Genomic DNA, 17,314 nt, shown 5'->3' with positions numbered 1-17,314 from the left:
GGGTGTTAAATCTTTTTAAAAATCCTTCAACTGCTTAAGGTTTTCTGAAGTAAGCCAACCCGTTTGGCCATCGGCAATCTTGATTTTTTGCCAGTCTTCGAGCGTATCTTGAATGTTGACCTTGGTGCCTTCATGAAGCGTGAACACTTCTTGGCTTCTCTTGTTGGGTTCGGCTAAGACCCTGACCTCTTTTGAAAAGATAATGGCCGGGTTGTCATTTTTAAACTTTTGAAACTGTAAGTAGGCAAAAGTCAAGGCGACAATCGCCAGCGCCAAGCCAGTCATGCTTGAAATGAAAGCAATACGTTTGTAGTTTGAGTAGCGAAAGAGATAATAGGCCAGATATAGTGCAACGAATAAAATGACAAAGACGATGGCCGTTGTTGCCCAACCATCAAAAGACAATACCGCCGCGGTGTTGTCGTACAATTTCTGCATCACGGTTTTCGGCATTTGCTCAATGGCATCCAGCCGCATATTTTTGGCAAAACCCAGATTGTTCTTGATTTCAGCGTCATTTGGGTCGAGCAACAGTGCTTTTTCATAGTAGTAGATGCTCGGTCCTATTTGGTTCAATTTATAGTGGGCATTGCCCAAATTGAAGTACAATGCAGCCGAATGCTCGCCGTTTCGCAATATCTTTTGATAGCTCTCAATGGCCTCAACATACTTTCCCTCGTTATAGGCATCAGTGGCCTTGCTGAAAAGCACCTCGTTCTGTGCAAAAAGAAGTATCGGGGCAAATACGACGACCAATACTATGGATATGCGCTTCTTACTCATACCTGTTTGTCAATTCGGTTTATGATATCGCTCGCTTTGTCATAGTCATTTTGCATCTGTACATTAGAAAACGGACTGTACCTCGCCATTTCACAATTTTTCAGCAGTTCAATGAAACCATTGATGGTATCATCATCCACTTTTCGTTCTTTGAGCAATGATGCGATTTTCTCTTTGCTGAACTCAGAGGTCTCAATTTTTAACTTGGCCTTTAAATAGTTGTGCAATGCCCGTTCCAAGGCAACATAAAAGTTTTCTTTGTGGCCCAATTCTTTTTTGGCCGTTGAAAGATATTTTCTGGCCAGCCTGTTCGCCCTTCTCACTTTATTGCCTTCTACATCTTGTTCTCGTTCCTTTCTTCTCTTGAAAAGTAGAATGACCAGAGGAATCAATGCCAAGGGCAATAATAGCGAAAGATAAAAACGTCTGGACCCAAAGAAATAATTATTGCTGATTGTGGTGAGATTGGGCTTGAGCTTGAGAAAATGAAATTGCTCGGTGGTAGGCACCACAAATTTTGAATTATTGGTAACTGTACCTGTGGATGAAGTGGCATTGTCTGTCGGGCCTTCCTTCACATTGATGGTAATTTCACCGGAATTCAGCGTATTGTATTTTCCGGTCTTCGGATTGAAATAGCTGAACGAAATGCCCGGTATCGGGTACTTGCCCCGAAAAGCAGGTACGATGGTGTAGTTGTTCGCCACTTTTCCCTCCATTCCTGAAAGTGTTGTGCGCACTTTTTCCTCAAATTCAGGCTCATAGACCTCCAATGCACTGGGCAGTTCAGGCTCGGGAAGTTGAAACAGTTTTAGATTTCCCTTTCCGGCTACCTCAACGGTGGCTTGTAATGATTCGGAAGCATTGAGCGAGGTTTTGCTGGTCGATACCTTAAAATCGAAATCACCAACGGCACCACTGAAATTTGCAGGCTTTCCATCTACGGGCAATGGTTTCACGTTCAGCGTCCTTCTTCCGGCAGAGACCGTTTTGCTGGCCTGTTTGTAAATTCTTCCCCCGAAAAAATCCCTGCGGTTCGTGGGCACATCCACAAAAATTTCCAATGAAAGGGGCTCGATGGCCAATTTCCCTGATTTCTGAGGATACAACACCACACGTTTCAAAATTACGCTGCGATAAGGTTTGCCCTGATACGTACTATTCTGTGTGTTGTACTTGGTCACGGGGATGTCTTGGCTCCAAAAATTGTTGTATTTCGGATTGTCCAAAGGCCGATAATTCGTCACGCTTATTGAGGGGCTCACATACAGTTTATAGACCACGGTGACCGCTTCGTTCAAATACGGACTTACCTTTGACACCTCTGCCACAAGGTGCAGATTTTCGTCGGCCACATCATCGGCGGTTCTTGGCGCATTGGGGTTGTCAACAGCAGTTGTAACCGTTACGCTCTGGGGCAATGTTTTATAGGTCTTTCCATCGATTTCGATGGTAGCTTGGCCAATTTTGAAGCTGCCTTGGGCAGTGGGCACCAGAATATAGGAATACGATTTTGAAAAGGATCGTTTGCCATTGATCCATGACGAACTGATGGATTGTGAAGGCCCCATGACCACCTTAAAACCTTCAAAATTTGGGGGATTGAAATTGTCACCGTCTTTGTTCATGGTGAATTCGACCCGAAGACGTTCGTTGACACCGAGCCTATCTTTGCTCAACTTGGCCCCGAAGGTAATTTCATCATCTTGCGCAACGATGGAAGCCGTCATAAAAAACAGTGGAAGCAACAACAAATATGTTCGCCAGGCGTGCAACATTACCAGTCTTTTTCGTTTCTGATTTTCTTGCCCTTGACTTTTTTGGCATCGATTTTTTGCTGTACTTTTTTCTCTTCGTTTTGCATGGCCTCCAACAGATTTTCTATTTGCTGCTTTGAAAGCTGGTTGGGCCGGGGCATTTTTTCACGATCAGGTTCGTTGCCATCGTTGGGTTTTTGTTCTTGTTCTTTCTTTTGTTCCCCATCACCTTCCTTATTTTCTTCAGGCTTGTTCTGACCTTGGTCACCTTGGTCGCCCTCATCTTTGTTTTGGTCGTCTTTCTGCTCGCCGTCGTCTTTTTTGTCGTTTTCGCCTTCGTTGTTCTGGTCTTGGTTCTGTTGTTGGTCTTTTTGGTCTTCGTTTTGCTGGTCTTTGTTGTCTTGGTTCTGGTCGTTCTGCTGCTGGTCTTGCTGTTTCTTCAGCATTTCTTTGGCGAGTGCCAGATTATAACGGGTCTCTTCGTCGTTTGGGTTGTTTCTGAGTGCCTGTTTATAGGCCTCAACGGCCTTTTCATACTCTTTGGTCTTCATGTACACATTGCCCATATTGTGAAATGCCTTGTGTTTTTCAGGTTTGGCATCTGATTTCTCTCCAGCCTGTTTGAACCTTCCAAAGGCTTCGCCATAATTTTCACGGTTGTAGTAGGCCCTGCCCAAATTGTAGGGGGCGGCAACGTTCTCGTCGCTTTTTGATATGGCCCGGCGGTAATCGCCCTCTGCGGCCACAAAATCGTTCTCGGTAAGTTCCTTGTTGGCCTCCCAGGTCAGGTTTTTTGATTCAGTGAGTGCTTTTTGCGCCTGTTTGATTTGTGCCCCGTCTTCTTCTTGCGCCCATACGAGATAGGGAAGAAAAAAGCAGACAATCCATCCTATCTTATTCATCGTCATTTTCATTAAAAAGATTCAACTTTTTCAACCATGCCGTCTTCTTATCCAACAAGAAAATGTCTAAAAATAAAAAGAAAAGCCCGATGCCCAGAAACCACTGAAACTGGTCTTTGTATTCAGCAAATTGCTTGGCCTCAAACTCTTTTTTATCCATTTGGTTCAGCTGTTCCTTTATGATTTCTACCGCTTCTTCAGTGTTTGAGCCGTTAATGTACAATCCGTTGCCAATGTCGGCCAATTCTGCCAAAACCGGTTCGTTCAATCTAGAGATCACCACTTCACCCTGTGCGTCTTTTTTCAAGCTTTCAACAACGCCATTTCTTTTGATGGGGATGGGTGACCCTTTGGTTTTCCCCACACCGATCGTGAAAACCCGAATCCCGTTTTCTAGGGCATTTTCTACAGCCTGAAGGCTTGTGCCGCCTGAATGGTCTTCCCCATCAGAAATGATAAAAAGCACCCTATTGGTCTGCTCTTCATCATTGTAAAATGTGGTCGCCAAATCAATGGCCGAATTGATGGCGGTGCCCTGTGACGAAAGCATATCGGTATTCATGGCCTGCAAGAACATTTTGGCCGCACCATAGTCAGTTGTTATGGGCAATTGCGGATACGCCTGACCTGCGTAAGCAATGATGCCAATTCTGTCACTGGCCAATTGATTGATGATTTCAGAGACCAAGCGTTTGGCTTTTTCCAATCGGTTTGGCGCGATGTCTTCTGCCAGCATACTTTTAGAAACATCTACAGCAAAAACGATATCGACCCCTTCACGTTTGACGGTCTCCAGCTTTGTTCCGATTTTCGGATTCACCAGCCCCAAAACCAAAAAAGAGATTCCCAAAAGAAAAATGATGAGTTTCAATGTTCCCTTAAAGGCCGATTTGTCGGGGGCCAATCGTTTCAACAACCGCTGTGAGGCAAATTGCCGTTGCTTGCTACGTTTCCAGACCTGCAACATCAAAAAAAGCAGTATCACCACGGGTATGATGCCCAGCAGGTAGAAATACAGTTTTTCATCAAATTGTACCAAATCCATCAGATAAAACTTTTAAATAACGTGGCCCTCAGTGCCCATTCAAACAATAGCAAAGCCCCTGCCAAAAAAATCCATGGGCGGAATTTTTCTTCATACCGATAGTACTTGAACTCTTCTATCTCTGTCTTTTCGAGCTTATTGATTTCATCATAGATTTCTTCGAGTTTTTCATTGTCAGTTGCCCTGAAATAGGTACCGCCCGTAACCTTGGCAATATCTTTTAAAAGTGCTTCGTCAATTTCAACCTGTCGCATGCCGTACCGAAACGAACCATCACGATTGTATGCAATAGGGGTCAGCGCATTGCCATTGGTGCCCAAACCAATGGTATAGGTCTTGATGCCAAATTCTACTGCCAGGTCTGCTGCGGTCTGTGGCTCGATAAAACCTGAGTTGTTGACCCCGTCGGTGAGCAAGATAATGACCTTGCTGATGGCCTTGCTCTCTTTCAGGCGGTTGACCGATGTGGCGAGGCCCATGCCGATGGCAGTACCGTCTTCCAACTGCCCGTAGGTGATTTCACGCAACGCTCCCAAAATGATGGACTTGTCGGTGGTGATGGGCGTTTTGGTATAGCTCTCCCCAGCATAGGCGACCAACCCAATGCGATCATTGGGCCGTTTTTTAATAAAGTCGGCGGCCACATCTTTCAATGCGGCTAGCCTATTCGGTTTTAGATCGCGGGCCAGCATACTTGACGAGACATCAATGGCCATGACAATATCAATACCTTTAGTGGTTTTGGTGCGGGTGGAAATATCTTCGGTCTGCGGTCGTGCCAAAGCGGTGATGATAAAGGCCAGCGCCAACAACCGCAATGCCAACAGCAACGGTTTCAGTTTGGACAGAAAATGGGAGGCTTTAAAAGCCTTTACGCTTGAAATGCGCAATGAGGCCGTCTCTTGCTTTCGCTTAAAAATATACCATACGATGGCCAGGGGAAGCAACAATAGCAACCAGAAAAACTGCGGATTGGCAAATTCTACGTTTTCTAACATGCTACACCTGTGTTTTGACATCGACCGAGGCCGAAATTCGTTGCACGATCTGTTCGGCGTAGTTATCGCCGTCTTCCCAAGTCATGATGACCTGCTGCATAAAACCTTTGCCCCCAAAAGTGAGAATGGAGTATTTCAACTTTTTGGAATTTTTGCCCTCGGGGGTCTGCATTTGCCCAGAACCATAAGTTTTGAGCCCCTGTACCCCTGATTTGGTAAAAAACTCCTCTTGTTTGGGGATGATATTTCTGAGCCCATTGGCTTCAAGCGTTGCCATCATCGATCCAACGGCCGCCTCAAAATTGGGATCTACCTGTTCTTTGAAGGTAGATGAGCTGACGGCCACTGAAAACAGGCCAACATAGCTGCCATGGGCAAAAACGTGGTGACTGGCCACCAACGTATCGAGTGCTTTGGGCAGTTCGGCTTTCTGGCGCAACAACACTTTGGGGGTTTCAATATCGATGGGCGGAAAGCCATACGAGCTGGCGACCCATTCGCCCTCAAGCAATTCTTTTGTGGGATAGCCAAAAACGGTATCCTTTACATCTTTGACCCCGAAATAGGCCATTGAAAATGCACCACCGAAGAAAATCAGTCCGGCCAATACCGCAGCAGCGATGTAAATGCGCTTACGCTGTTTCTTTTTGGCCATTTCCTCCAAGTATTTTTCATTGAGTAGCAACTCCTCTTCGGTGGGCTCGGGCAGAGCCTCTTTGGTCTTTCGAACGATTTGCTCTACCGCGGCCCTGTCTTGCTCGGCTACGGATGTGGCGGGTTTTGATTTCGCAAACTTGACCAAATCGGCGGTTCGCAATACTTTTTTGAATTGGGTGATGGTCTCATCTTCCAGTTCCAATTCTCCTGCATCCTTCAGCAACTCCAATTTGGTGATCAATTGGTCGGTCGTACTTTCCAATGCGGAGACATGTACATCTTCCTCCAAATAGGAACGGACGATATCCGTAAGTTCAGAATAGTATTTTTTGTATTCGTCTTGAATGAGATACCTTGAATTTTCAAGCTCCTTGAGCTGCAGCATTGCCCTGTCGAAGGCTGGAAGCAATGCAACTTTTTCTTCTTCGGTCAGCGGTTTTTTCCTCAAAAAGAACCAATACACCAAAGCACCGATGACCAAAAGGGCAAGTAGTACAAAAAGAATCGTCATCCATAATTTGGCATTGCTTTTTTCGACCTCCATCAAAGGTTTGATGTCGTACAGCTTCTGTTTTGTGGTGTCAACGGCCACGTCTGCGACCTGGATTCTGAATGAATCGGTCAAAAAAGGTGCTTCGTTAATGGCCACCCGTTGCGGTGGAATGGTGTACGAACCGCTGTCAAACTGCGTCAGCGCATAAATACGCTGTAAGGTCATGCGGTCTTTGTTTTTGGTGGTATCGATGGTCAATGCCTCGACCATTTCCAAAGGCGAGAAGGTCTGGTCTTCAGGAAAGTAAACTACATTGGTTGAATCGGTCTCGACCGTTATTTTATATTGGATCTGTTCCCCGATTTTAATGGAAGCCGTGTCGATCTGTGCCTCAATTGTACTTTTATTTTGAGCATTTGCTATAGAAACTCCGAAAAATAGCAAGAACCAAGAACCAAGAACCAAGAACCAAGAATTCTGACTTTTAGTTTTTTCGCACTTCGTATTTCGCACTTCGCACTTCATTTATCCTCTTTGCTTAAAATAGCCCAACAACTTTTTGACATAGCTTTCATCGACCCGACAGTGAATCGTACCGCTGCCAGATTTTGTAAAGGCATTCGAAAAATAATCGACCCGCTCTTGGTGGTACTGCCAGTATGAGCGACGCACACTCTTGGCGCTGGTATTGACCAATTGCAATTGCCCTGTTTCGGCATCCCGCATTTGTACCATACCCAAATTCGGAATGTCCTCTTCCATCTCATCGTACACTCGAATGCCCGTGACATCGTGTTTGTTGCCCACGATACGGAGCGTATTGTCATAACCATCGGCGATAAAATCAGAAAGCACAAAGACGATGGCCTTCTTTTTCATTACGTTGGTCAAAAATTTCAATGCCTCGCCGATGTTGGTCTGTGTGCTGTTGGGGGTAAACTCCAACAACTCCCTGATAATACGTAGCACGTGGCTTTTTCCTTTTTTTGGAGGGATAAAAAGCTCTACTTCATCTGAAAACAGGATCAGCCCTACCTTATCGTTGTTCTGCATGGCCGAAAAGGCCAAGGTTGCCGAAATCTCGGTAATGACCTCTTTTTTGAACTGGTTGGTCGTTCCGAAGAGCTCTGAACCACTCACATCGACCATCAACATCATGGTCAATTCGCGTTCTTCTTCAAAAACCTTGACAAAAGGTTCGTTGTAGCGTGCGGTGACATTCCAGTCAATGCTGCGTACATCGTCGCCAAATTGGTACTGCCGGACTTCACTAAAGGTCATACCGCGACCTTTGAAGGTAGAATGGTATTCACCCCCAAAAATATGATCGGAAAGACGCCGGGTCTTGATCTCGATCTTGCGAACCTTCTTTAGCAGTTCTTTTGTATCCATGTTTATAGTAAACAGCAATTAGTTTGAAGCAATCAGTAAAAGTTGCAACCGTTCGTTTGAAGGTGAACTGCCCACTGTTTACTGATTTACTGACACAACTAACTATGGTACCTCTACCTCGTTGACGATTCGGTTGATAATTTCTTCGGTGGTCACGTTTTCTGCCTCTGCCTCGTAGGTGATGCCGATTCGGTGTCGCAGCACATCATGGACCACGGCACGAACATCTTCAGGCACGACATACCCCCTTCGTTTGATAAACGCATAGCATTTTGAGGCGTTCGCCAAGTTGATGCTTCCCCTGGGCGAAGCTCCAAAGCTGATTAAGGGGGCAAGGTTGTTGAGGTTGTATTTGTCGGGATAACGGGTCGCAAAAACCAGGTCGAGAATATACTTTTCGATTTTCTCGTCCATATATACTTTTTTGACCGCTTCTTGGGCGTTTAGAATTTGTTTAGTGGTGACCACGGGCTTAATGGGCTCTGTGCCGCCGTTCAGGTTCTGCCTGATGATCAATTGCTCTTCGGTGAGTTTTGGATAGTCGATGACCGTTTTCAGCATAAAGCGGTCTACCTGCGCTTCAGGCAGGGGATACGTGCCTTCTTGTTCCACGGGGTTTTGTGTTGCCATGACCAAGAACGGCGGGGCCAATTTGAAGGTCTCATCACCGATGGTCACTTGACGCTCCTGCATGGCCTCCAACAGTGCCGATTGTACTTTGGCGGGAGCCCTGTTGATTTCATCAGCCAACACGAAGTTGGCGAAGATGGGGCCCTTTTTGATGGAAAAATCATTTTCCTTGATGTTGTAGATCAAGGTTCCGATGACATCCGCAGGAAGCAAATCGGGTGTAAACTGAATTCTGCTGAAGCTGGCCTTGACAGCTTTCGACAGGGTGTTGATGGCCAGTGTTTTAGCTAGGCCAGGCACCCCTTCGAGCAGAATGTGGCCTTGGCCCAGTAAACCGATTAGCAAGCGTTCGACCATGTGTTTTTGGCCGACAATGGCCTTGTTGATTTCAAGTGTCAGCAAATCAATAAAAGCACTTTCCTCCGCTATTTTCTCATTCACCGCACCAATATCCATCGTAGTATTTTCATCCATAGGGAACTCTTTCGTAACTTGATTTATATGAGCAATTTAATTCGCACGCAAAATGAAAATTTATTTAGGATCGTGCTGTTAATTATTGGTTAAAAAAACCGTGTAAACCCCAGTTTTGTGAAGGTTTTAAGGGATTAAATTTATACTTTCGGCTGCCTATGGAACACACTCAAATATATTCGGAAATCATCGCTGGAACCATGACTTGGGGCAGTTGGGGCAAGAAACTCTCAAAAAAGGAAATGGGCGCCTTGATGCACCACTGTGTTGACCATGATATCACCACTTTTGACCATGCCGACATTTACGGAGATTATGAAAACGAGACGCTCTTCGGAAATGCTTTTGCAGATAGCGGGATTGATAGAACCAAAATTCAACTGATTACCAAATGTGGCCTTCAAATGACACGAGGTCGAAGCAATCAAGTAAAACACTATCAATACGATAAAGAATACATTATCTGGTCGGCCGAAGAATCATTACGTAAACTACAAACTGATTTTGTTGATTTGTTCCTGCTCCACAGGCCAAGCCCATTGATGCAGCCCAATGAAATCGCTGAAGCTGTGGAGATTTTGAAAAGAGATGGAAAAATCAAAGAATTCGGGGTTTCCAACTTTACTCCTTCGCAAATTGCATTGCTAGAAACTGATGTGCCGGTTTCAGGCAATCAGGTTGAATTTTCACTGACCCATGGTGAACCCATGTACGACGGCACTTTTGATGATTGCATGGCACATGGTAGAATGGCCATGGCATGGAGCCCTTTAGGAGGGTACTTCAATGAAAAAAATGAACGCACCAGCGACATTGCTAAAGCCATGGCCCAATTGAGTGAGAAGTACGATGCCGATGAGAGCCAATTATTGTTGGCATTTGTGATGAAACATCCGGCTAGAGTCTATCCTGTAGTGGGCACCACGAACGAAAGACGGTTGACCGCTGCCATGGAGGCCACAAAGATGGATTTGGAATTGGAAGACTGGTTCATTTTATTGGAGGCCAGTAATGGCCGAAGGGTTCCTTAAAAGAGAAAGATGTCAAAAACTGTATTGATCACAGGGGCTACAAGCGGTATCGGAAAAGCCACCGCCGAACGATTGGCCAAAGAAGGCTTTCGTTTGGTGATTTGTGGGCGACGACAAGAGCGTTTGGATGATTTAAAAAAAACACTGAGTAGAAAAACCGAGATTGCCACATTGAATTTTGATGTTCGTGATAGGGAAGCGGTAACGAAATCCATTGAATCACTGAAAGCACCATTTTCCAATATCGACGTTTTGATAAATAATGCGGGCAATGCCCATGGGCTTGACCCCATTGACAAGGGCAGTCTTGATGATTGGGATGCCATGCTCGACATCAATGTCAAAGGGCTGCTTTATGTGACCAAGGCCATTATTCCCAGTATGGTGAAGCGAAAGTCAGGCCATATCCTCAATATTGGTTCAACAGCAGGCAAAGAGGTCTACCCCAAAGGCAATGTGTATTGTGCGAGCAAACATGCGGTAGATGCCATCAACCAAGCCATGCGCATTGATTTAAACGAACACGGCATAAGAGTGGGAGCTATAAATCCGGGGCTGGTGGAAACCGAGTTCAGTGACATTCGCTTTAAAGGTGATGCCAACAGGGCTGAAAAAGTATATCAAGGTTACCAACCCCTTTTTCCTGAAGACGTTGCAGAAATCATCCTATTTGCCATTACCCGACTACCGCATGTCAACATTGCCGATTTGGTGGTCATGCCCACGGCACAGGCGAGTTCGACAATAGTCAGAAAAAGGCCATGATCAATAAACGCCTTCTTGTCAAAAACCTGCTCGCCCATAACGATGAGAACAGTTTTTATGATAAAAAACGATTTATCTCCATTGGCGAAAAAGAGGGTAAGGCAAAATTTTTAAAGCATGTCTGTGCGCTGGCCAACAGCAATCCCAAGAACAACTCATATATCGTCGTTGGAGTTGAGGATGAGGACAATAAAATCATCGGGGTCGATTTTTTTGATGACAGCAAAATTCAAAATCTGGTCAATGCCTATTTGGACAATCCACCCCTGATTGCTTATGAGAACATTCCGTTTCCGCATTTGCCTGAGGGAAAGGTGGTCGGTTTGGTCACCATAAAATCAAATGGAAAGGTCTGCGCCCTTCGAAAAAACATCTGGAAGTATTATGGTGGCGCGGTTTTTTTCCGTGAGGGAAGCATCAGTCTTCCCAAAGCATTTGACATTGAACTGAAAGACATCAATTCAGACAAAGTTGCCACTATTGAACAGCATGCCCGAAACAACATTGAACTGACGTTGGATGGTGTCATCGACTTTATCAACAACCGACATGCTGATTTGACCAGCAATTACAAAGTTTTTAAAGAGCAATTTGTGGTCTGTTGGGCTGGCAATACCAAACAAGTGGGTGATAAGACCTACTACTCGCGGGTTGATATTGAACTCATCAATGAACAGGTAAAACTGTTTTACTCTACACTGGACGAAGTGGTGATACATTATGATGACAGCACATTTTCAACGTTGGAATATGTACAACTCGGATTGGGCAAACAACAGAAATACTATCCTTTGGAAGAGGTACTCATTACTTTTTCAGAAAATGGCAGTTATAAAATTGACAGCAAATTGGTGTTTGAATTCCCTGAATACGACAAAAAAACATTGCACCATATCTTCAACACCAACAATGCGTTGGTTCAAAAAGTAGCCAAAGACATTCGGTTGACCCCAGCAGAAAAACAAGACCTTTCGTATTTACCCGATACGTATCTCATTTGCTATCTGAACGGTTTTGAAGAAGCCAAAGAGCAGATGGAGGCTGCGAGGCCCATTATCAAAAATTATGATAGAAAATTGTACCAATCGCTAAAACTGTCGTTTCGTATTCTCAGAAAAGTACGATACGCCAATTAGGCTTCTGCCAAATCAGCTTCGGAGGGCAAGGCTGCAATCGCCCCGTATTTTGTGGTGGTCAAGGCCCCGGCCTTATTGGCTTTTTTTACCATATTGAAAAGCAGTTCGCTTTCGTGAAAAATACGTTGAAAACTGTTCAACTGGGCAATTTGGTGGAGTAGGCATCCTATAAAAGCATCACCGGCACCTGTCGTATCCACAGGGTTCACCTCGATACTATCAACAACACCCTGTTTTTTCTCGGTGCTTACAAAAGTTCCTTCCTTGCCAAGGGTCACCGTGATGATTTTCGCGCCTACCTCATGCAATTTCTGACATGCATCCTCAACGGTATTTTTCTTGGATAACAGTTGTGCCTCCTCCAAACTGAACTTGCACAGATGTGATTTTTCAACGAAGGGCAGGCATTTTTTGATGAATGTAGCTTCGTTCTCTTTCCAAAGATCAATCCTGAAATTGGGATCAAAACTGATGAAACAGTCTTTGGTCAACGCATCGAAGAGGTAATGACCGTAGGCTTCCTCCAACGGGCCGCCCAATAGCGCCGTTGCCGCCCCGAAGTGAATCAGGTTGCCCTCAAATCCTTTTTTGATGGTGGAGTCGTATTTCAGTTCCCTGTCCGCACCTCTGTTGAAAACAAAATCACGCTCACCGTCATCCGCCAGAGAAACAAAAGCAAGTGTCGTGAAAGTTTTTGATTGTTGCGCCAATGAAACATCAACTTTTTCGTTTTTCAAGACATTCAAAAGAAATTTTCCAAAGGGGTCATTGCCCACACATCCTACGAATGCGCTTTTACCGCCCAGTTTTGCGATGACACAGGCCACATTTGCCGGAGCACCCCCGGCTTTTTTTGTGAAATGATTTGCTTTTGATAGATCACTGCCCTGATTTTCGGCGACAAAATCAATAAGCAACTCGCCAATGCAATAAACTTTTTTCATCTAATCATCAATGATTGCATCGCTAAATGTAGTCAGAAATTTATTTTCTCTACTCCGAAATTTCGTGTTTCAATATGGTGAAGTATGTTTTAGAGGCATCTGCGCAGAGTGATTCTTGTGCGGTAAGCGCTAACTTTTGATTTTCTTCAGGTTTTTCGTTCATCACCAAAAAATGCACCAATAGCTCCTGGTCTTTTTTGGGCAGGTTGACGATGCCTTGGCCGTGTGAAACGATACGGTCAATTTTGACAGCGACTACATTTTGCTTTTCCTGTCCGCAGATTTCTTTTTTGGCATCAAAAGTTTCTATGACGAAAGCGGTCAGTACAATTTCATTGGGATTTTGGCTCTCTTGCGGGGCATCTTCACCAATATCAATAGTGGAATCGTTTTCTGGGGATAGGCTCTCACCCATCTGTTTTTCGGTACATGAATTGCCTACCATTACCAAAAGCAAGATTAAAAATAATTTCATAATAAGGGGTTTGAAACTATATACGTTTCAGAACATACGATTAGATTAAAAAGGCGCTTCAAATTTGAAGCGCCTTTTAATCAATTTATTTTTTGACCAGTTTAAAACTACTGTTGGTCTTTTGGCCTGAGATTTTCACAAAGTAAACCCCTGCCGGACTTCTGGAAGCATTCCAGTTGAAAGATCTTGACGTGTCTTGGTCTTTAATTTCATGAACCAATTGTCCGAGAATATTATAGATACGGGTCGTAACCTTTTGATCTTGGGCCTCAATCATTGTGAACTCAAAATTTTGGCTCGATGGGTTGGGCCAGACAGAAACCAATACATTGGTGTTCAATTCGGCCAAACTTTGCTCCACGGCTTCATTATTGCTAAGAACTTCATTGGTTTCAGAGGCGGCAATCAAAGGTTCGTCTGCAGCCTCTGTGGCATTTTCGACCATTCCAAAAATCTGGAAGATCTGGTCACTTGGCGCGCCCCCCAACGATTGGCTCTGGGGTGTCCAATCAACGGCACCTGTGACAAAAAGGTCCAGAACATCCCTAAAGGCACTCTCATTGCCGATGACCTGTGCCTGCTTGAACCAGAACCACTGCGTCGCATTGGGGTTAAAGGCCAAATTGGTATAAACGGATAACCAATAGCTTCCCGACGTGAGTTCGACCTCGTCAGGCAGTTCTATGTTCAAATTCGTATCAGATGGGTCAGAAATCGGTGTCAAATCACCGCTGCTGTAGATTTCATCACCTGGCACGCCTCCTGCATCAGCATAAATCGATACGGAAACGTTGTCTAAAATAGGGCTGTTGTTTGCAGCACCAAAGGCGACCACCCGGTTGATTTTCCAGGTACTTCCTTCGGGAACAATAAAATCGTCAGCCGATTGCGCCAAGCCACCAAAATCAAGAAAGAACTGCGATGGGCTGCTGGTGACCGCTGCATCAACCTGCTCATAAATAGCGGGCTCTATCACATTGACCTTAAAGCCTTCCGAAACCTTTTCGCGGCCAGAACGGGCAATGATACCGATGGACGAAGAACCTTCCAGCCCAGAGGTTATGGTAAAACTCAACGTACTGCCGTCGAGAACTGCATTGACTAAACTTGGGTTACTGTTAGTAAGTTCATAGTTGATATCAGCCTTTTTTCGAGTGCTCTCGAACACCTGCTCCAAATCAATGGTCACCGTCTCAGGAAAACCTATCGGCAAGGTAATGTCATCAATAAGGTTGGCAACGCTCAACTTTGGTTCGGGCAGTGCATCAACCCAAAAATTGGCACTGAATACTCCGTTACCATGTGCTGCTGCGGCCACAAAACCATCTTTTCGGGTTCTTACCTGTGGAATGACATTATCGCCAACACGATAGATTCTTCTCCAATAGGTCTTTCTTCCTTGAAGTTGTCTTGTAAAATAGAGTCCTGTACTGGTGCCCACAAAATAGCCATTATTTTTGCCCAACATGGCAAACCATCTTACGGAAGGGCCGTTGCCCGTACCATCTCTGTTTTCTTCAAGATTTCCACTGATATCCTTCCAAGTTTCACCACCATCACGGGTCATGAACACACTGGGGATGTTATAGTTCGAAAACACGGCAAAAACACGGTCTGGATTTTTTGGATCGACATAGATATTGTTCACATTGCCAGGAGGGAGTCCCCTTCCCGTGGAAACATCCTCAACTTTTTGTCCGTCGAGATTGGCATTTTCCATCTTAAAGATCTGACCATCCTGCGTGCCGTAATATAAAGTGTTCGCTATCGGGAAGGTCGAAACATCCAATGCGGTGATCTGTGCACCGTTGGGCACAGCGGTTTGCGATAGTTGGTTCCATCCTTCCGTAGCAAGTGCATTTGAAAACAACGGGATATTGTCGAGATTATCGTTTCGCCACATCACGTTGCCTGCAGGGTAGTACATGATGTTGTCATTATTGGGATCCAAAATAAAGGGGGCCACAAAACTGAAACCAGAAGCACCTGCAGGCTGTACTCTGGTAAAAGACACAAAATTACCATCCTCATCAAAATTAAACCTGAAGGTTACCCCAAACTGGGCAGAAACATAGCGGGTGAGGCCACCGTCGGCAATGGCATTGTAGGTGCCGTCGCCACTGAAATCCTCAATCCATGGGTCATTTAAACTTTCAGAATCGGTAAACCACGTACCATTGTCCTGAAAACCCGCCAAAAGGTCGTTGCTATTGGCTTCGGGGTCAAAAGAAATGGCATAGGGTTGGGTGGTGATATAGTTGTTGTTCAAGGAAGTCCATTCTACAGGGGCTTCCGTTTGGGTAATATCTTCCGTGATTTGCACCCCGCCATCATTGGCCGTGATCACCCGATTTGGGTTTGATGGCAAGAACGCCATATTATGCTGATCGGGATGGTGATTCGGATACAATGCAAACGAATCTGCAAAAATGGTATAGCCACCAATACGGGAGTCAAGTCCTACGGGAGTGGTAAAACCGTCAAAAGATCGGTATAGATTCGTTCCTCCAACAAAGACAATATCGGGATTGGTGGGATGTACTTCGATCACCATATTGTAAGCTCCTTGTAGGTTTAGGGCCGCGGCAATACCGGGAAGGTTCAAAGGCAAATTGGCACTTAGATCGACCCACTGCTCTTCAGGTGTAGCGGCATCGGCCTGGTACCTCCAAAGAAATGCCTCAGATTCGGGGCCAAAGTTGAAGGAGAAAAAATAGACCCGATTTTCATCCGACGGATCGTAGGCCATCACAGTTCTGCCAAAAGTGGGAGGAATGCCAGGGGGTGTAATGTTATCATAATCAACGCCATTGCTGCTTACATAGAAACCAGCGTTTTCTTCCCCGATAGTATCCAGTGTGGCATATATCTTACCAGATGGGGTTATCATGACCTCAGAGTTGGCATTGAATCCACCAAATAGCACAGGCTCAAAATTTCCCCATCCTCTTCTGGATCGGTAAATTCCCTCAAAAGTGCCCACATAAACATCACCAGTCTTTGGATGTACTTCGATACTGTTGATGATGTCAAAGGCTGAAATTGTAGTGACATCGTTGTCATTGGTGTCTCTCAAAAGAAAAAAGTTTTTTCCGCCATTCAGGGATTTGTAGATGCCCGAACCTTGATAGAAAGCGCCGGATGCTGAGGCGGAATTGCCAAAGCGTTCACCTGACACATAGTACCAAATATTTTCTTTGCCCGGTCTTGGATCTTGTTCGATGGCTGTGATGCTGGGCGATTGGAAATTTCGGGTGATTTTGTCCCAAGTCTGTCCCAAATCGGTCGAGCGGTACAAGCCGCCAGAAACACCCCCGGCAAAAACAATGTTTTCGTTTTTTCTATCGAGTGCCAGTGCACGGGTGCGCCCGCCCACATTGCCCGGACCGCGATTGCCCCATGGTCTGTAGGTACCAACCCTGCTTCTTCCTTTAGAGGTCTGGTTTTCAGTAGCCATTTTGCTCGCCGGAATGTTCTTTGAGAAAAGGGCCTCTGCCTGGTGAATGTTTTTAGGAATCTCTTGGGTGTATGGATTTTGAAGCATTCCTTTTTCATAGATCCATCGGTCGATGGCACGGTCGCCGATGCGCTTCGGCTTGACGCCCACTGGCCCGGTTTTACTGTCGTAGATTTTGGTGCTCTTGTAAAGTGCATGCCCCTTGTTGAGCGGGCCCTGGTACTGTTTTTGCAATTGCTGGGCCGATAACTGGAAGCATCCTATCAGAAGCCCAAGCGTTAAAAAAGAACATAGATTGTTCTTGGGTAAAAGTGTTTTCATTTTCGGTGGATTTAGTAGTTCTAGAAAGCTTTTAAAATATCAAATAAATCGGAG

The 17,314-nt window shown here is 45.1% G+C and carries 14 protein-coding genes; 3 read left to right on the top strand and 11 right to left on the bottom strand.

Features of this window, described 5'->3' with window-relative positions; all coding sequences use genetic code 11:
- Nucleotides 1-15: 15 nt before the first annotated feature.
- From AAAH86_RS13940 to AAAH86_RS13905, 8 genes are all read right to left on the bottom strand, one after another.
- A complete protein-coding gene (locus tag AAAH86_RS13940) occupies nucleotides 16-783 on the bottom strand; it encodes a tetratricopeptide repeat protein (RefSeq protein WP_343488260.1) in 768 nt (255 codons plus the stop codon).
- Nucleotides 780-2,561 (bottom strand): BatD family protein, encoded by a 1,782-nt coding sequence (locus AAAH86_RS13935; protein WP_343488259.1) that lies wholly within the window; start codon nucleotides 2,559-2,561, stop codon nucleotides 780-782. The genes AAAH86_RS13940 and AAAH86_RS13935 overlap by 4 nt, the downstream gene beginning before the upstream one ends.
- Complete coding sequence (locus AAAH86_RS13930; protein WP_343488258.1) at nucleotides 2,561-3,442, bottom strand: tetratricopeptide repeat protein; 882 nt, start codon at nucleotides 3,440-3,442, stop codon at nucleotides 2,561-2,563. The genes AAAH86_RS13935 and AAAH86_RS13930 overlap by 1 nt, the downstream gene beginning before the upstream one ends.
- Nucleotides 3,435-4,481 carry a VWA domain-containing protein gene (locus AAAH86_RS13925; RefSeq protein WP_343488371.1) on the bottom strand — a complete coding sequence of 349 codons (1,047 nt, stop codon included), beginning with the start codon at nucleotides 4,479-4,481 and terminating at the stop codon, nucleotides 3,435-3,437. The genes AAAH86_RS13930 and AAAH86_RS13925 overlap by 8 nt, the downstream gene beginning before the upstream one ends.
- 5 nt (nucleotides 4,482-4,486) lie before the next feature.
- Entirely contained in the window at nucleotides 4,487-5,485 is a 999-nt protein-coding gene (locus AAAH86_RS13920) for a VWA domain-containing protein (protein WP_343488257.1), read from the bottom strand.
- Between the two features lies 1 nt (nucleotide 5,486).
- The gene (locus AAAH86_RS13915) at nucleotides 5,487-7,160 is read right to left on the bottom strand and encodes a hypothetical protein (RefSeq protein ID WP_343488256.1); all 1,674 of its coding nucleotides are present in this window, start codon (nucleotides 7,158-7,160) and stop codon (nucleotides 5,487-5,489) included.
- Nucleotides 7,161-8,027 carry a DUF58 domain-containing protein gene (locus tag AAAH86_RS13910; RefSeq protein WP_343488255.1) on the bottom strand — a complete coding sequence of 289 codons (867 nt, stop codon included), beginning with the start codon at nucleotides 8,025-8,027 and terminating at the stop codon, nucleotides 7,161-7,163.
- A 102-nt stretch (nucleotides 8,028-8,129) separates the two neighbouring features.
- Nucleotides 8,130-9,131: a MoxR family ATPase gene (locus tag AAAH86_RS13905; protein WP_343488254.1), complete on the bottom strand. Its 1,002-nt coding sequence runs from the start codon at nucleotides 9,129-9,131 to the stop codon at nucleotides 8,130-8,132.
- Between the two features lie 158 nt (nucleotides 9,132-9,289).
- Here AAAH86_RS13905 and AAAH86_RS13900 point away from each other — a divergent pair, with 158 nt between their 5' ends.
- Genes AAAH86_RS13900 through AAAH86_RS13890 form a run of 3 tightly spaced genes read left to right on the top strand, consistent with a single transcriptional unit; the run spans nucleotide 9,290 to nucleotide 12,063 of the window.
- Nucleotides 9,290-10,162: an aldo/keto reductase gene (locus tag AAAH86_RS13900; protein WP_343488253.1), complete on the top strand. Its 873-nt coding sequence runs from the start codon at nucleotides 9,290-9,292 to the stop codon at nucleotides 10,160-10,162.
- 9 nt (nucleotides 10,163-10,171) lie between these two features.
- A complete protein-coding gene (locus tag AAAH86_RS13895; RefSeq protein ID WP_343488252.1) occupies nucleotides 10,172-10,927 on the top strand; it encodes an SDR family NAD(P)-dependent oxidoreductase in 756 nt (251 codons plus the stop codon).
- Entirely contained in the window at nucleotides 10,924-12,063 is a 1,140-nt protein-coding gene (locus AAAH86_RS13890) for an ATP-binding protein (protein ID WP_343488251.1), read from the top strand. The genes AAAH86_RS13895 and AAAH86_RS13890 overlap by 4 nt, the downstream gene beginning before the upstream one ends.
- Here AAAH86_RS13890 and AAAH86_RS13885 read toward each other — a convergent pair.
- From AAAH86_RS13885 to AAAH86_RS13875, 3 genes are all read right to left on the bottom strand, one after another.
- Nucleotides 12,060-13,007 carry a carbohydrate kinase gene (locus AAAH86_RS13885; RefSeq protein WP_343488250.1) on the bottom strand — a complete coding sequence of 316 codons (948 nt, stop codon included), beginning with the start codon at nucleotides 13,005-13,007 and terminating at the stop codon, nucleotides 12,060-12,062. The genes AAAH86_RS13890 and AAAH86_RS13885 overlap by 4 nt on opposite strands.
- A 49-nt stretch (nucleotides 13,008-13,056) precedes the next feature.
- A complete protein-coding gene (locus tag AAAH86_RS13880) occupies nucleotides 13,057-13,482 on the bottom strand; it encodes a hypothetical protein (RefSeq protein ID WP_343488249.1) in 426 nt (141 codons plus the stop codon).
- Nucleotides 13,483-13,567: 85 nt separating this feature from the next.
- The gene (locus tag AAAH86_RS13875; RefSeq protein WP_343488248.1) at nucleotides 13,568-17,260 is read right to left on the bottom strand and encodes a T9SS type A sorting domain-containing protein; all 3,693 of its coding nucleotides are present in this window, start codon (nucleotides 17,258-17,260) and stop codon (nucleotides 13,568-13,570) included.
- Nucleotides 17,261-17,314 lie beyond the last annotated feature (54 nt).

Source organism: Allomuricauda sp. d1 (assembly GCF_039592695.1).
Classification (GTDB): Bacteria; Bacteroidota; Bacteroidia; order Flavobacteriales; family Flavobacteriaceae; genus Flagellimonas_A.
The sequence above is the reverse complement of the archived record's forward strand: the minus strand, read 5'-3'. Positions and strand labels throughout refer to the sequence as shown.

Excerpts from the sequence above, each read along its gene's own strand:
- AAAH86_RS13900 (WP_343488253.1), top strand. The coding sequence starts at position 9,290 with ATGGAACACACTCAAATATATTCGGAAATCATCGCTGGAACCATGACT.
- AAAH86_RS13875 (WP_343488248.1), bottom strand. The coding sequence starts at position 17,260 with ATGAAAACACTTTTACCCAAGAACAATCTATGTTCTTTTTTAACGCTT.
- AAAH86_RS13890 (WP_343488251.1), top strand. The coding sequence starts at position 10,924 with ATGATCAATAAACGCCTTCTTGTCAAAAACCTGCTCGCCCATAACGAT.
- AAAH86_RS13930 (WP_343488258.1), bottom strand. The coding sequence starts at position 3,442 with ATGAATAAGATAGGATGGATTGTCTGCTTTTTTCTTCCCTATCTCGTA.
- AAAH86_RS13885 (WP_343488250.1), bottom strand. The coding sequence starts at position 13,007 with ATGAAAAAAGTTTATTGCATTGGCGAGTTGCTTATTGATTTTGTCGCC.
- AAAH86_RS13905 (WP_343488254.1), bottom strand. The coding sequence starts at position 9,131 with ATGGATGAAAATACTACGATGGATATTGGTGCGGTGAATGAGAAAATA.
- AAAH86_RS13920 (WP_343488257.1), bottom strand. The coding sequence starts at position 5,485 with ATGTTAGAAAACGTAGAATTTGCCAATCCGCAGTTTTTCTGGTTGCTA.
- AAAH86_RS13940 (WP_343488260.1), bottom strand. The coding sequence starts at position 783 with ATGAGTAAGAAGCGCATATCCATAGTATTGGTCGTCGTATTTGCCCCG.
- AAAH86_RS13910 (WP_343488255.1), bottom strand. The coding sequence starts at position 8,027 with ATGGATACAAAAGAACTGCTAAAGAAGGTTCGCAAGATCGAGATCAAG.
- AAAH86_RS13915 (WP_343488256.1), bottom strand. The coding sequence starts at position 7,160 with ATGAAGTGCGAAGTGCGAAATACGAAGTGCGAAAAAACTAAAAGTCAG.
- AAAH86_RS13880 (WP_343488249.1), bottom strand. The coding sequence starts at position 13,482 with ATGAAATTATTTTTAATCTTGCTTTTGGTAATGGTAGGCAATTCATGT.
- AAAH86_RS13935 (WP_343488259.1), bottom strand. The coding sequence starts at position 2,561 with ATGTTGCACGCCTGGCGAACATATTTGTTGTTGCTTCCACTGTTTTTT.
- AAAH86_RS13895 (WP_343488252.1), top strand. The coding sequence starts at position 10,172 with ATGTCAAAAACTGTATTGATCACAGGGGCTACAAGCGGTATCGGAAAA.